Annotated in this window: 10 protein-coding genes and 2 pseudogenes; 5 read left to right on the top strand and 7 right to left on the bottom strand. The window is 69.3% G+C overall.

What is annotated here, in order from left to right; all coding sequences use genetic code 11:
- Window positions 1-530 precede the first annotated feature (530 nt).
- The 7 genes and pseudogenes from ACZ4UX_RS15335 to ACZ4UX_RS15365 form a co-directional block, all read right to left on the bottom strand.
- Complete coding sequence (locus ACZ4UX_RS15335; RefSeq protein ID WP_465706976.1) at window positions 531-2,279, bottom strand: ABC-three component system protein; 1,749 nt, start codon at window positions 2,277-2,279, stop codon at window positions 531-533.
- Entirely contained in the window at window positions 2,257-2,523 is a 267-nt protein-coding gene (locus ACZ4UX_RS15340; protein WP_465706977.1) for an ABC-three component system middle component 6, read from the bottom strand. The genes ACZ4UX_RS15335 and ACZ4UX_RS15340 overlap by 23 nt, the downstream gene beginning before the upstream one ends.
- The gene (locus tag ACZ4UX_RS15345) at window positions 2,520-3,461 is read right to left on the bottom strand and encodes an ABC-three component system protein (protein WP_465706978.1); all 942 of its coding nucleotides are present in this window, start codon (window positions 3,459-3,461) and stop codon (window positions 2,520-2,522) included. The genes ACZ4UX_RS15340 and ACZ4UX_RS15345 overlap by 4 nt, the downstream gene beginning before the upstream one ends.
- Before the next feature lie 151 nt (window positions 3,462-3,612).
- Window positions 3,613-3,999 (bottom strand): hypothetical protein, encoded by a 387-nt coding sequence (locus tag ACZ4UX_RS15350; protein WP_465706979.1) that lies wholly within the window; start codon window positions 3,997-3,999, stop codon window positions 3,613-3,615.
- 435 nt (window positions 4,000-4,434) lie between these two features.
- Window positions 4,435-4,581: a hypothetical protein gene (locus tag ACZ4UX_RS15355; RefSeq protein WP_465707023.1), complete on the bottom strand. Its 147-nt coding sequence runs from the start codon at window positions 4,579-4,581 to the stop codon at window positions 4,435-4,437.
- Window positions 4,578-5,099: an ATP/GTP-binding protein gene (locus ACZ4UX_RS15360; RefSeq protein WP_465706980.1), complete on the bottom strand. Its 522-nt coding sequence runs from the start codon at window positions 5,097-5,099 to the stop codon at window positions 4,578-4,580. The genes ACZ4UX_RS15355 and ACZ4UX_RS15360 overlap by 4 nt, the downstream gene beginning before the upstream one ends.
- Before the next feature lie 94 nt (window positions 5,100-5,193).
- Window positions 5,194-5,529 (bottom strand): annotated as a pseudogene (locus tag ACZ4UX_RS15365) (TniB family NTP-binding protein); the annotation flags it as partial.
- Between the two features lie 515 nt (window positions 5,530-6,044).
- Between ACZ4UX_RS15365 and ACZ4UX_RS15370 the strand changes: the two are divergent.
- The 5 genes and pseudogenes from ACZ4UX_RS15370 to tpg all read left to right on the top strand — a co-directional run bounded on the left by ACZ4UX_RS15370 (window position 6,045) and on the right by tpg (window position 13,290).
- Window positions 6,045-7,582: pseudogene (locus ACZ4UX_RS15370) on the top strand (ISL3 family transposase).
- Between the two features lie 524 nt (window positions 7,583-8,106).
- Window positions 8,107-8,892: a hypothetical protein gene (locus ACZ4UX_RS15375; protein ID WP_465706981.1), complete on the top strand. Its 786-nt coding sequence runs from the start codon at window positions 8,107-8,109 to the stop codon at window positions 8,890-8,892.
- 183 nt (window positions 8,893-9,075) lie between these two features.
- Complete coding sequence (locus tag ACZ4UX_RS15380) at window positions 9,076-10,011, top strand: hypothetical protein (protein ID WP_465706982.1); 936 nt, start codon at window positions 9,076-9,078, stop codon at window positions 10,009-10,011.
- 360 nt (window positions 10,012-10,371) lie between these two features.
- Window positions 10,372-12,720: a telomere-associated protein Tap gene (tap, locus tag ACZ4UX_RS15385; RefSeq protein WP_465706983.1), complete on the top strand. Its 2,349-nt coding sequence runs from the start codon at window positions 10,372-10,374 to the stop codon at window positions 12,718-12,720.
- Between the two features lie 9 nt (window positions 12,721-12,729).
- Complete coding sequence (tpg, locus tag ACZ4UX_RS15390) at window positions 12,730-13,290, top strand: telomere-protecting terminal protein Tpg (RefSeq protein ID WP_465706984.1); 561 nt, start codon at window positions 12,730-12,732, stop codon at window positions 13,288-13,290.
- The last annotated feature ends 484 nt before the right edge of the window (window positions 13,291-13,774 follow it).

Genomic DNA, 13,774 nt, shown 5'->3' on the forward strand with positions numbered 1-13,774 from the left:
CTCCTCCCCCCTCCCCCCCCCCTGGTTGTTCCCCCCCCCCCCCCCCCCCCCCCTCTCCCCTCCCCCCCCCCCCCCCCGGCCCCCGACCACCCACCGCTCCAGCCGCCAGGCCGGGCACCCCACCGCGGCCGCAGGCCGCCCGCGCGCGAGGACCAGGAGGATTTGGAGGACCGGGTGGCTATGGGCTGCTGCTGGTTCTGACTTTTGATCTTGATTTTTGGGCGCGTCTTGCGGGTTGGTTGAGAGGCTTGTTGGGCGTGGTAGCGGCTGACCGGTTATTCAAGTGTCATCGGCTGGCGGTGCTGCTGGTGTCCGTGTTGTCTTTGACCTGCGGGTCTCGCAGTTCCGCGGAGAACAAGCGACTGCATTGGATGATCTTCGTTGTGTTGCGGTTGTACTGATGGGCCCGTAGGTCGTCGGCGTGGAGGCCCTGCTGGCGGGCCGTCGCGGGGAGACTCTCAGGCGCTGCTCTGCTGGCGCGAGGGAGCGGGCGGCCGATTCCGGGCGGGCTGACCGGTGCCGGGGGTTGGTCAGTAGCGGAAGCCGAAGAGTCCGCCGGTAGGGGCGTCGGTCAGGACGGTGTCGAGGATGTAGGGGCCGGCGTTGAAGCCGCGGTTGGTGGCTTTGGCGAGGTCGTCGGTGTTGAGGGTGACGATGTACTGCATGTTCTCTTCGGCGGTGACGGTCGCGGCGAGTTCGAGGGCTGCTTTGAGTTGGCGGTCGTCGACGCCGTCGTAGAGGTGGCTGTCGTGGATCAGGAAGTCGGGCCCGTGTCCGTGGCGGTGGGCCAGGACGGCCAGGGTCAGGTCGAAGCAGAAGATGACCATGTTGCCGATGCCGCGACTGTCGTCGCTGTCGATGCGTGGGGTGATGGTCAGGCTCTCGCGTCCGGCGTGGATGGCCAGGAAGGCTTCGCGGGGTCCGTAGAGGGCTTGGGCGAAGCGGGAGAACAGCAGGGTCGCTTCGCTGGTCTGCTGGGCGCGTTCGTCGATGTCGGTTTCGACGGCCTGCTGCAGTTCGATGCGTTTGGCGGTGATCTGGCGTGAGCTGGCTTCCAGGGTCTGGGCGGCGTCGTAGCGGTGGCGCAGGGCACCCAGGGCCGCTTGTTCGCGGGCGAGGGCCTGCTGGAGGGAGGTCAGCGCTTCCAGGGCGCCGCCTTCGTCGAGCTGACGCAGCAGCTGTGCCTGCTGCTCGCCCAGGCGTGCGCGTTCGCTGCGGCGTTCGGCCAGGCGGGCGGTCAGTTCGCTGATTTCTTCGTCGAGGAAGCGGCGGCGGTTGCGCACGATGGAGTGGTGGAACGCCTCGACTTCCTGGAAGCGGCGGCGGACCTGGTCGCCGAGGACGATTCCCAGCTCTTCGTAGACGGGCTGCAGGTACTGGGTGTCGACGTCCGCTGTCTCGGTGACGGCCTGCTGCAGTTCCTCGAGGTTGGACTGCTCGATGGTGTCGTCCTGGGAAAGCTGCTTGATACGGCGGGAGAGCTCGTCGGCCTGGTCCTTGAGGTGCTCGTACTCCGGGACGACCTGGAAGGCGTTGACCTGGGCCTGAAGTCGCCTCACCTGGGCCTCGGCGAGAGCGATTTGGCCACGCAGGTCGGCGGTCGAGCCGACGATTTGTCCCCAGACCGGGTCATTGACCGCCTTGCGTAGCTGTTTGCGGGTGGCGTCGCGAGCGGCGAGCTGCCGGTATCCGTCTGCGAGCTGCCAGTCCAGGCCAAGAAGGTAGGCCAGGTTCGTGGTGGCGTCGGTGGCGGACTGGCGGGCGAAGGTGCGTCCGGCTTCGTTGAAGCCGTGGGCCGAGACCCGGCGTGCGAGGTAGGACAGCAGGGTTCGGCCGCTGACACCGGGATGGTCTCCGCGCAGTCCGAACAGCCGGTGCTCGATCAGGTGGTTCCACTGTTCGATCGGCACCTCCACGGGGCCCTGCGACCTGAGGTCGAACAGTGAGTCCGGATCGGGAGAGGTCACGTCGGGCCACAGGGTCACGAAAGCAGGCCGTGCGCCGCTGCGGCGTACCTCAAGGACCCCGCGGGCGCCGGGCCAGTCCAGGTCCAAGCCGAAGGTGATCTGCTTGAGAGCCCGCTTGGTGAAGGGGTTGCGGGAGTCGCCACGAGCACCGAGCAGGAAATGCACCAGTTCGACCATGCTGGACTTGCCGGCGCTGTTGCGGCTGTCAGTGGACGCGGAGGTATCGGTCTTGTCGGCGAGCAGCAGGTTCAGGCCGCCGCGGAAGCTGATCTCCTTGAACCGGGCGTCGTCAGCGCTCAGGCGACGCAGCATCTGCACTCCTTGCGACAAGCAGGTCCTCGTGCAGTTCGACCGCACCGATCCCGTGGAGGACGTCCAGGGCCAGGACGAACCAGCCGAACGATACCGGGGAGTAGTGGTGGTGCTCTCGGCGCCAGGCCTTCAGCCGTGCCCAGGCCTGGCTCACGGTCCGCGGCTCGTCCAACTGCAGCAGGACCTGGGCGCCGACCGCCAGCAGGCAGCGGTCAGGAGCGATGCCCTTGGTGGGTGTGATCACGGTCGCACTCCTACCAACGGGGCCGGGGCCCAGTCACTGGGAGGTGCCTCGAAGATGTCGCAGCGGAAGAAGAAGTGCGCCAGGACCGCCCACGCTGCTCTGTGCACTGGCAGCCGCTGGCGCTCGTTGCCCAGGACGTACATCTCCAACTGCCACAGCACGTCGTCGGGATCCGGATACTGCTTACGGACCTGCTCGTAGAAGATGCGGAACCCGCGAGCGACCTCGTCGTGCTCCAGCGCTCGGATACCCCCGGCGTAGAAGGCCTCGACCAGGTGGGTGTGGCGCATGCCGCGCAGCAGGTCTTCTCGCGAGTCGCCTTGGAGCAGATTGAAGGCGAGCTTCTCCTCGTGCACCTGAGGCAGATCCATGAGTGGGTCCGCTTCGGTCCGTAGCCCCTTGAGGTGCTGCAGCAGGGGCTTCAGGTCGTCCATACCGACCCCGTACACGCTGGGCTTCACCGGGATCTCGCAGCCCAGGACGTCTTCGGCCTGCTCCAGCTCCAGGCCCATGCACTCCTGCCAGATGCTGCGCGTCCCCATCTGCTCGAACGCCAGATCCGGGTGATTCGTGTCTGCAACGGAGAGCATGGTCGTGATTTCGGGGTGGACCCCTCGCCGATCGTTGTGGACGAACACGAAGGTGTCGAACTGGCCGTTGCGCTGACGTATCGCGCTGGCCAGGTCCTTGGTGAACTTCGCCCTGACTGCGGATACATCCACGGTCTGCGGGGCGTAGCACGCGTAGAGCTTACGGCTGCTGAGAGTGAGCCCGTCCGCTCCCTGGTCGCCGAGCCTGCCGTGGGTCCGCACGTCGAGGAAGTTGGGATGGCGCGTCACCATGACTCGGTGGAAGAAGTCCTCGAAGGCTGACTCGTAGAGATCGGCCATCAACTCAAGGAACTTCACGCGGGCGTACATCCGCTGCTCGAATCGCACCCGTCCCCCTAACGGCCAAGAACGCCATGGTAGCTGCGCGCGACCAGACGCAGAAAGGCTCAGGTCATTCTTGGTTTCTGCACGGGGATGCTGTGGCTGGGTCCCCAGGGCGGAGAAGCCGGTGGGTGCTGGGCTGGTGGGCTGGGCCTGGTCATGGGGTGTGGTGGTGGATCCATGTCCACAGGGGGTCGTCGTCGGACGGGTCCAGGCGGGGGAGGCCGAGCCGGGTGGCGGTGTGCTGGAGGAACGCGGTGTGGGCGGGGTGGGTGTGGCGGAGGGTGCCGCTGTTGTGGTTGTCGGGGGTGGTGAGTGCGGGGTGCTGGGTGAGCACGCGGGCGAGGGTGACGGTTTCGGGGTAGGTGACGGCGGGCCGGGCGAGGAGTGCCCAGGAGCCGCGGGTGGGTGCCAGGTCAGGGTTGGCCCGCTCCAGGGCGGTGGCGCGCCGGTGCCAGCGCCGGTTGAGGTGTTGCTGGTGGTCGTACCAGCGGGTGGTTACGGCCAGCGCCCAGGTCCAGGCGGTGGATACGTCGGCGTGCAACAGCAGTCGCTGGTGGGAGCGCTGCGCGTCTGCCAGGTCGGGCAGGGCCGCTACGTCGAGGGACTGTCCGGGGTCGGGGCCGGTGCTCCAGGTGTGATGCCGGGAGCACAGCCGCTGATGAGTCGGTGTGTAGGTCCAGGCGGTGCGGCTGGCGCCGTGGGTGCGGCGCAGGACACAGGAGCGGCATGCGGCTGTGGCCTGGCGCTGCGCCGTGTCGCGCTGCCAGGTGATGTGGGAGAGGGCGTGACCGCTGCCTGGTCGGGCCGGGCGGGTGCTGGCGACGGGTTCCCAGCGTGGCAGCGCCCGGGCGAGATGGGCGTGGGGTATGCGGGCGTGGGCGGCGATGCGTACCTGGGCGGCGCGGTTGGGGTGCAGCTCGCCGCCCTGCGCAGAGGTGAGGCCCTTTCCCTGCGCGTCGACAGCGATGGCGAGGCCCTACAGAAGCTGAGACAGGCCCTGTTCGTAGGCGCGTGCGACGCGGGTGAGGTAGGAGGAGGTCGACTCCCGTTGCAGCGGCCGTACCCGCAGGCAGCCGGCGGTGACCGGCGGCGTGTAGAGGAGGATCGGCAGACGCAGCGTCATCTGCGCCCGCCCGGTTTCTCTCCGGGGGAGCGGGGTGTGCCGCGGGGGCGGTAGTGCTCTTCGGCGAGGTGGTCGAGGTCGATGTCCTCCAGGACGGCGCGAGTGATGCGTTCGGTGCCGTCCAGGAGCGTGGTGATGGCGGCTGGGCGGATCAGGCGGGAGCGGCTGCCGATCCTGCCGCCGGTGCGGGCGTGGAGGTAGCCGGCGAGGCGGGGCAGTGTGCCGGGGCGGTGGTGGTCGAGGTCGAGGGCGTTGTCCATGGCGGCGGCCAGGTCGCGGAACGGTTCGCGGGTGCCGTGGCGAAGCGGCAGTGCGCCGGTGTCGATGAGGCTGGCGCGGGTGGCGAGTTGCTGTCCGCGTACGCCGGTGAACAGCGGGGTCTCGGTGACGTCGATGCCGGCGTAGAGGAACGTCGCCCGGATGCGTTCGGTCAGGTCTTTCAGGAGGTCGGTGGCGACCGCGCCGGTGCTGGTGCGGGGGTTGAGGCGGTGGATCTCGTCGATGAGGACCAGGCGCACCCGGGCGGCGGCGTAGGTGTGGCAGACGGCGGTGGTGATCTGGGCCTGTCATCCGGGAGGTGGTGGGGATGCCGAGGTAGCGGGCGAACTCGGCGGCGAGGGTCTTGGCGGTCGCTCCCGGCGGCACCAGGATGTACGCGACCGGCACGGTGTCCCTGCTCGCGTCGGCGCCGGCCCGGGCGTGTGCGGCGAGGTGGCAGACGCGCCCGATGTGCAGGATGGCGGTGGTCTTGCCGCACGCGGCGGCCCCGGTGACGATCAGCGAGGGCCGGGCAGTGGTGTCCTGGTGGCGCCCCAGGACCACCAGGGTGCGCACGGTGCGCGTGACCTTGTCGATGGCGGGGGTCTGCACGGTGACGAACCTGGAGTGATAGGCGAGCTTGTCCTCCACACTGCGCGGCGGCGCGCCCGGGGCGGGCGGCGCGGGCACGGGTGTGTCGACGAACCGCTGGAAGCCGTCCCAGGTCGAGCAGCCGTACGCCCAGTCCTCCTCCTGACCGGCTTGCGCCCCGCGGCCCGCCCACGGGAGCGCGAACGCCGCAGGCTCCCCGTGCGACAGCCCGCCGGACCCGCGCGCAGCGGACGTGCCCGGCCCTGCGGCGCTCTGCCCGGTCCTGCCCGGCCTGGCCGTCCCACGGTTCCCGGATGCGTCCGGTGCGGTGTCGCTCGTGCTGCGCCTCACCACTGTTCGGCCTCCAGGCGGGCGTTGTAGAGGGGGAAGCCGGTTTTGGGCCCCTCGTCACCGAAGTCGTCCATGTCCATGCCTGTGTCCATTTCAGCGTCGTCCAGGGATTCGGCCCATGGTTGCCAGGGGTCCGTGCCGTTGTGCCGCTCGGGCGTTCGGCGGCCGGCAGCCTGCCGCGGTACCGACCGTGGGTCTGTAAAAAGAACGGCTCTGTCCCGTAATCGGTGGTAACGAAGTGTCACTGCCGTCGTTGGCATGGTGTGCACGATGTCAACGAGCTTGTGGGTGTGGTGTTTTCGGGACTGTCGGCCCTCGTCGTAGAGTGCGTGACGGACGAGGGCGGGGTCATCCGGGTGTCGGCCCGGACCCGGGAGAATCCGGTGCCGTGCCCGGCCTGCGGGCAGGCGACGGGGCGGGTGCACGGCTTCCACGGACGGGTGGTCGCGGACGTGCCGGTGGACGGACGGCGGGTCGTGGTGCTGGTGCGGGTCAGGCGTCTGGTTTGTCCGGTGCTCGGCTGCCCGCGGCAGACTTTCCGCGAGCAGGTTCCCGGCGTCGTGGAGCGCTATCAGCGTCGCACCAACCGCCTGGCCGACCAGCTCGGCTTCGTGGTCAAGGAGTTAGCGGGCCGGGCGGGCGCCCGCCTCTCCCGTGTGCTGGCTTGCGCGATCTCCCGCTCGACCGCTCTACGCATGCTCATGCGCAGAGCGGCGCCGCCGCTGCGAATGCCGCGTGTGCTCGGCATCGATGACTTCGCCCTCAAGCGCCGGCATCGCTACGCGACCGTGATCATCGACGCCGAGACCGGCGAGCGGATCGACGTCCTGCCCGACCGCACCACTCACACCCTGGCCGCGTGGCTTCGCGAGCACCCCGGGGCCGAGTACGTCTGCCGCGATGGCTCCGCCTCTTACGGTGAAGCGGTCCGCCAGGCCCTCCCCGAAGCCGTGCAGGTCAGCGACAGGTGGCACTTGTGGAGCAACCTGTGCGGCAAGGTCCTGGCCGAGGTCCGCTCCCACGCCGCCTGCTGGGCCACCGCCGTGAACCCCACCCGGCCCGGGGGCGTACGCGAGCAGACCACCCTCGATCGCTGGCAGCGAGTCCACAATCTGCTCAGCCAGGGCGTCGGGCTACTCGAATGCGCCCGCCGCCTCGACGTCGCTCTGAACACCGTCAAGCGGTACGCCCGCATGAAGGAGCCCACCGGCGACCGGCGCACACCCCTCTACAAGCCCACGCTCGTCGACCCCTACCGCGACCACCTGCGCAGGCGTCGGGCCGGACTCCCCGCGGTGCCGGTCACCACCTCCTGCGCGAGATCAAGGAACTGGGCTACACCGGCAGCGCCAACCTCCTGGTCCGCTACATCACCCAGGGCCGCGCCGAGGGCGACAGACCGGTCACCACCCCGCAGCGCTTCGCCCGCCTCCTCCTCAGCCGCCCCGAGAACCTGAGAAACAAGGACACCACTCTGCTGCGCAAACTCACCGAGGCCTGCCCGGAGATGACCGAACTCGCGCGTCTTACCCAGGAGTTCGCGCAACTGTTGATGCCGGCCGAGGGCAACGACGCCAAGTTCACCGATTGGATCATCTCGGTTCGCTCCGTCGACCTGCCCCACCTGCGCTCCTTCACGAACGGCCTCGAACTCGACCGGGCCGCCGTCGACGCCGGCCTCACCCTCCCGTTCCACAACGGCCGCACCGAGGGCGTCAACACGCGAACCAAACGGATCATGAGACAGATGCACGGCCGAGCCGCGTTCCCCCTGCTCCGCCACCGCATCCTCCTCCAGTGACCACTACACAGCGCTACCACCGATTACGGGACAGAGCCGTTGATCGGACACTCCCGGTGTCTCTTGCTGTCCTTTGGCTTGTTTGCTGTGGTCGGTGCGCGCCTACGGTCTCTGCGTAGTGGGGAGTTCACCGTGCCGGGTGCTTTTTGGCGTGCGATCTGTCCCTCGGGCGGGGCTGGCGGGGCTGGTGCCGCGTTGTGGAAGCCCTGGGAATGGGTCCCTGCCGGTTTCCTGTGCGTCGTGGTCCGCAGGGTGGCGGTGTGCCGAGCGTAGCAGGGGCCTGTGACAGCGTCGCGTCCATGTTTTCGGAGGTTCGTCGCTTCCGGTGTCGTTCGTCTGCCCCGTTGGTATCGTCGGGGCCGCAAGGGATTGGGTGGTAGGCAAATCGCCATCACTGCAGCATGCCTGACGGACTATCAGTGCTTGCCCGTGCATTCGGCGAACCGCGGTACGGCGCGGCCCGGGGTCTCGCGCTGCTTCGAGCGGACCGTGCCAGCGCATTGGGTGGAAAGGATTACCGATCGATGTCTGCAAACGTTGACGCAGGAACGGATGATGTGGCTGCCGGCCGGACACCGGGGGAGGGGCCCCGGCCGGCGCAGCAGTGGATGCTTGCGGAGACGACCCGACGGATCATCACCGCGCATACCCCGGATGGTGCACGCCGATACGAGCTGTCGTATGACTCGGACACTCCCGGCCGGGGACGGGTGGGCATCGTCGGCTGCGATGCGAGCGGCGAGGTGGTCACGGAGCTGCGAGGGGACGTCCTCTCCGTCGACATCCCGCTGATCGTCCGCCTGCTGACGGGCGCCACGGGTACGGATGGCGCGCACGGCCGGGAAGCCGCTCGGAGCGGCCCACGTGCTCCTCACCGGCCACCTCGTACCGGGGAACTCTGGGGCGGTGAGGAGGAGAGCCGACTGGCTGACCTGCACTACGAGGGGAGGGACCCGGCCGACATCGCGCAGCAGCTCGGACGCTCCGAGAAGTCGATCCGCTGGAAGCTCGCCGACCTGAGCCTGGCGCCCTTCCCCGAAGACCTGGTCCCCGCCCCGCGGCCTGTCCCCGCGCAGCCCGAGGCCGAAAAGTCCTACACGGTCGAGGAGAAGCGGCGCGCGCATCCCAACGCGTACAAGCGCTGGACGGCCGAGGAGGAAGAAGACCTCCTCGACCGCTGCGCCCAGGGCGTGTCGTTGGGTGATCTGGCCGAGGGCTTCGGCCGCAACGAGGGGGCGATTGCCTCGCGACTGCTCAAGCTCGATGCGCAGGGGCCGGCGGCCGCGGAGGCTGAGGAGTTCGGCGGGTGACTGGGCAAAGGCCGAGCGCTGCTGAGGCCCTCTGTGTGGTGAGGGTTGCCTGCCGGGCCGCGGCGCTGCCCTACCTCCTTCAGAGCGCGGGGTGCCACTTTGGGCCCCGCGGCACGTCCGCTGAATCGCCGCGTTCTTCGCGGCCCTGATCGTCGCTGCCTTTGCTCGGAAAGAGAACCTACTGTGAGCCTGACCCGACTTCTCGACGACAAGACATCCGCCCTGCGGGTCTTCTTCGACAACGAGCTGCCTGCCCTGCGAGCCCTGAGGGCCTCCTACCGGGCGACCCGCTCGCACGTGCTGCCGACGCAGCGGCCCGAGCCGCAGGCCGAGGCCCGGTGGGGCACACTGGGGGCGGCGATCGACCATCGTCTGCGCTGGTCGCTGCGGGCGGTCCAACTGCGAGGCCGATCCGTGGACGCTGGGATCTCGATGGCCGGCGAGTACGCCCCGGTCCTGGAGCGTGTCGGCGCTGAGCTGCTCGATACGATCGACGAGCTGATCGTCCGTGAACGGCTCGACGACCGTTCCCTGCCCGTCATTCGTGCGAGGGAGACGGAGGAGCGCCTCGCCCGCCTCGCCTATGTCACGGCACTGTTCGAAGAGGTCTTCCGCACGGGGCAGGTCTGGCCGTCCACTGCGCTGGCGCAGGCCGACGGCTCCCTCACCCTGGAGACCCTGCTGCGGGCCGTGCCCGACCATGAGGCTCGGGACATCGCCGCGATGGTGGAGCGGTCCCGCCACGGAGGACTGGAGGCTTTGCGCGCGGCCATTACCCCGGATCTGGTCGTCCTGGCCCCGACCTTCGCCGGCAGTGCGGATGTCGCCGGCGCCGACGCCGACTGGATCGCGGATCGCACCCTCGTCGACGTCAAGGCGACCCTCACCCCGGACAAGCTTCCCGGAAAGGACATCCACCAGCTGGCCGGATACTTGCTCCTGGATTACAACGACGACTACCGCATCGAGCGACTCGGCTGGTACCACGCCCGCAACGGTGCGCTTACCGTCTGGGAAACCACAGAATTCCTCACTCTCCTGGGCGCCAGGGACTCACTGCCGCGCCTACGCGAGCGGTTGCGAGCCGTCCTGACCTCCCGTACCGCCCGCCCCCGCTGAACGCTTCCAACGCAGCACCGGAGTGGTGCGCCACCGGGTGCCGGGCCTGACCGGAGCGTGGCCGCAGAGCAAGCTGTCGACGGTCCAGCACCGTGCCCTGCCGTAGGGACCACCGGCTGAAAGCGCGTCACGAGATCACCGGTCCCGCTCCGGGAAGCTCACCCCCATGCAGCGCAGAGGCATCTAGCCAACTGAGAGCGGGCACCGATTCGACAAGATCCCAAAGGGGGAGGGGCTGCGCACCAAGCCACCAGGATGAAAATCATTATCATCAAGGGTTAAACATGGAGGGCTAATGGAAAAGCTAACGAAAGTGGATAATGGTGTGTTACGTTTGGGTTCTGGAGGTGAGGCTTCAACATGCCTACGCAGGACGAGCTGTTCGCGGCGGTGGATGCGCTGCTGGCCGGTGTCGAGCCGCGCCCGCAACTGCCGGAGCCGGCGGAGCGGGCGCGCCTGCGCGAGGCTGCCGGGGTGACCCAGGCGCAGCTGGCGAAGGCGCTGCAGTCGACGGTGCAGACGGTGAAGAACTACGAGAACGGCCGCTCCACGCCGAAGGCGCCGCGCCTGGAGGCGTATGTGCGGCTGCTGGACGGCTGGGCGGCGAAGCACCCTGCCCCGACCTCCGCCCCGGCCACCTCGACGGTCGAGCAGGTGCCACCTTCCTTCGCCCCGACGGCTGCGACGGCTGAGCAGGCGCCGACCGCCATCCCCGCGAGGCCCGCCCCGGCCGTGGCGCCGCAGGTCCAGCCGGAGCCGGCACCCGTCGCCGACGCGCAGGAGACGGCTGAGGAAGCCTCGCAGGAACCGGTGGAGCCGGACGACGACCAGCCTTCCCGCACCACTGCCGCGAGGAAGCCGGTGCGGGCCGGGCAATCGCAGCCGCAGCCGCAGCCGCTGCGCCGTGCCGCGCGGCCGGCCCCGTACTTCGACGGTCAGTACCCCAACGGGCCGCTCGCGGTCCTGGACGGCGACGGGATCGCGTACGGGGTCGGTGGCCTGGTGCTGGAGTGCCCGGCGACCACGCTGGCGCAGCTGGTCACCTGGGCGCTGGGCGAGTCCGGCCTGGGCACGGCCCGGTTGCACCGCAACGGCCGCGACGGCGACCCGTTGATCGTGCTGACCGCCGAGGCGGTCGAGAAGTTCGGGCTGCCGGCCACGCTGGACGACGACCCGGCGACCCGCCGCTCCCAGCGGCTCCCGGAAGACCACAAGGTGGTCAAGGCGCTGGCCCGCTCGAAGTGGCAGCTCACCCGCCGCGGCTTCGGCCCGTGGGCGCGTATCTACAAGCCGGTCAAGGACGGCCGCCGCCAGTGCGTGCAACTGGCGGTCCTGCCTTGGCGGGCCCTGGACACCCGCGCCTGGGGCGCGGCTGCCGACTTGCCGGCACCGGACCTGGCCCGCGTGCTGGGCATCTACGCCCAGCGGGTCATCACCCCGCGCGGCTCCACCGCCACCTGCGGCCTGGAACTGATGACCGCGCTGCGCCCGCCGACGAGGGCGGTGCGCGACGAGGCCACCGGTGGCTGGGTGTCCGGGCCCAACCCGGGGGCGCTGACCGACGTCTACGAGGCGGCGCCGCCGGAGGTTCCGCTGGAGCACCCGGCCGCTCAGGGCTGGACGGGCGGGTTCCTGGACGAGGAGTCGTACCAGTGGACCCGGCCGGTCCAGACGCTCTCCGAGGCGGAGATGGTCCAGCCGTTCGCTGTGGGCATCGACATCAACACCGCCTACCTCGCCGCCGCCGCCCGCCTCTCCGTCGGCCTGTCCGGCCCTGTCCGGGTGGCCGACCCGGTGTTCGACAAGAAGATCCCGGGGAGCTGGTTCGTCGACCTGTCCCACGTCCCGACCGACCCGCGCCTGCCCAGCCCGTTCACCCCGACCGGCAAGCCGCCGACCGGCCCGGCCTGGTACGCCACCCCCACCGTCGCGTACGCGGTGGAGCTCGGCGCGCAGGTCCACCCCGTCGAGGCGTACCTGCGCGAGAGCGCCGGCGCCTACCTGGACCCGTGGCACGACCGACTGCGCGAGGCCTACGTGACCACCATGGCCGAGGCCGGAATCCCCACCGAGAAAGACACCGACGAGCGGGCCTTCCTCGCCGCGATGACCGCCCACCGCGTCCTCAAGAGCTCGGGCACCCAACTCGAAGCGCTGCGCACCGCGCTGGCCGCCGAGGGCCTGGGGCACCTGGCGCAGATGAGCGACGACCAGCTCACCGCCGCCGGGTGGCGGCACCACCAGATCGCCATGGTGCTCTCGGCGGTGAAGTCGACGGTGAAGTTCGGGCTCGGCAAGCTGCGCGAGCGCCCCCAGGGCGTCACCTACAAGCCCGGCGAGCCGTGGTCGGCGCTGGAGCGGCCGACCTGGCGCCCGGACATCCGGGCGGCGGTCATCGCCAAGGCCCGGGTGAACATGCACCGCAAGATGGCGAACGTGGCGAAGGCGAACGGCCGGTACCCGCTCGGGGTGAACAACGACTGCGTCGTCTACGCCTCCCCGGGCCCCAGCCCGCTGGACTTCCTGCCGCTCACCGGCGCCGGCCGGGTGCTGCCGGGCACGTTCCGCCTCGGTGCCACCCCCGGCCTGGCGAAGGTCGAGGGCGTCCAGCAGATGCTGACCGTCGTCGACTGGCTCGAACGCGACCAGCCCATCAACCCGGCCCGCCACATCAAGGGCTACGACGCCAACGCCGTCGACGGGAAGTAGGAGCAGACAGTGGAGGAGATCACCGACGCCATCGACCGGGCGGCGCCCGAGCACTTCACCCAGGCCCCGCCGAAGTCCGCACAGGCCCAGATGCGGGCCCTCGTGCGGGCCGCCAAAGGCGACAAGAAAGCCGTCGCGCACCGCCTGGGCATCGACCCAAACACCGTGCGCCGCTACCTCAAGGGCGAGCGCAAGCACCCCCGCGCCGCGCTGCGAGAGGCCCTACACCGCGAACTGCAGAAGGTGTGGCAACCCGGCGTCCGCCGCCGGGCCCGCAAGAAGGCCGCCACCAACACCGGCATCACGGTCGAGGTGTGGGCGTACTTCGGCTACACCGCCCCCATCGGCACCACCGACGAGGCCCGGCTGCGCCACCTGACCGTCCATCTCCCCCCACAGTGGGCCGAGCGTCTCTTCGCCGCCCAGGACGAGGGCGCCAGCGACCAAAAGATGCGCGAGATCATGGCCGAAGCGTTCCAGGAGGTGTATTTCCAGAACAGCGGATCACGCGCCGCGAACCTCCTAGAAGTGGAATTCACCGGAATTCAGGCGATCGACGTTTCCTATTGATCTCGCCACCACCTGGGAGCAGATCGGCGACCTGTGACTAAGCGCTTCACTTGGCCAGTAGCGGTCGAGTTGGCCAGTTGAGCGCCTGGCGTTGTTCCTGGTCAGTGAGCCGGGACACGATAATTGGAATCTGGCCACGTATTTTGGAACTGGGTGTCGGCGTACGACCTCAGCTCCTGTGATTGGTCGCGATAGTCGTCACCTGGTCGCGCTGACTGTCACCGCAGACCGAGAGCTGCGCCCCCCGCGCGGGCACCCACTTTCGAGCAGCGGGTTCTCCATCTCGGGTGATGACGACAAGCGCGACCAATCGGCGCAGGTGACAACCATCTCGGCCAACTGGTGACAGATGGCGCGACCAAGGCGAGGCGAAGGTGCAGGTCACCGGTCGCGCCCGGTGACAAGTACCTCGACCAGACACAGCTCCCCAGCCACGTACGGATGAACGTCCCCAGCTGTGTCGCGGGCGGGAGCACGGCTGAGG

This window comes from Kitasatospora sp. NPDC028961, assembly GCF_055564815.1.

Excerpts from the sequence above, each read along its gene's own strand:
- ACZ4UX_RS15335 (WP_465706976.1), bottom strand. The coding sequence starts at position 2,279 with ATGCTGCGTCGCCTGAGCGCTGACGACGCCCGGTTCAAGGAGATCAGC.
- ACZ4UX_RS15355 (WP_465707023.1), bottom strand. The coding sequence starts at position 4,581 with ATGACGCTGCGTCTGCCGATCCTCCTCTACACGCCGCCGGTCACCGCC.
- ACZ4UX_RS15375 (WP_465706981.1), top strand. The coding sequence starts at position 8,107 with ATGTCTGCAAACGTTGACGCAGGAACGGATGATGTGGCTGCCGGCCGG.
- tap (WP_465706983.1), top strand. The coding sequence starts at position 10,372 with ATGCCTACGCAGGACGAGCTGTTCGCGGCGGTGGATGCGCTGCTGGCC.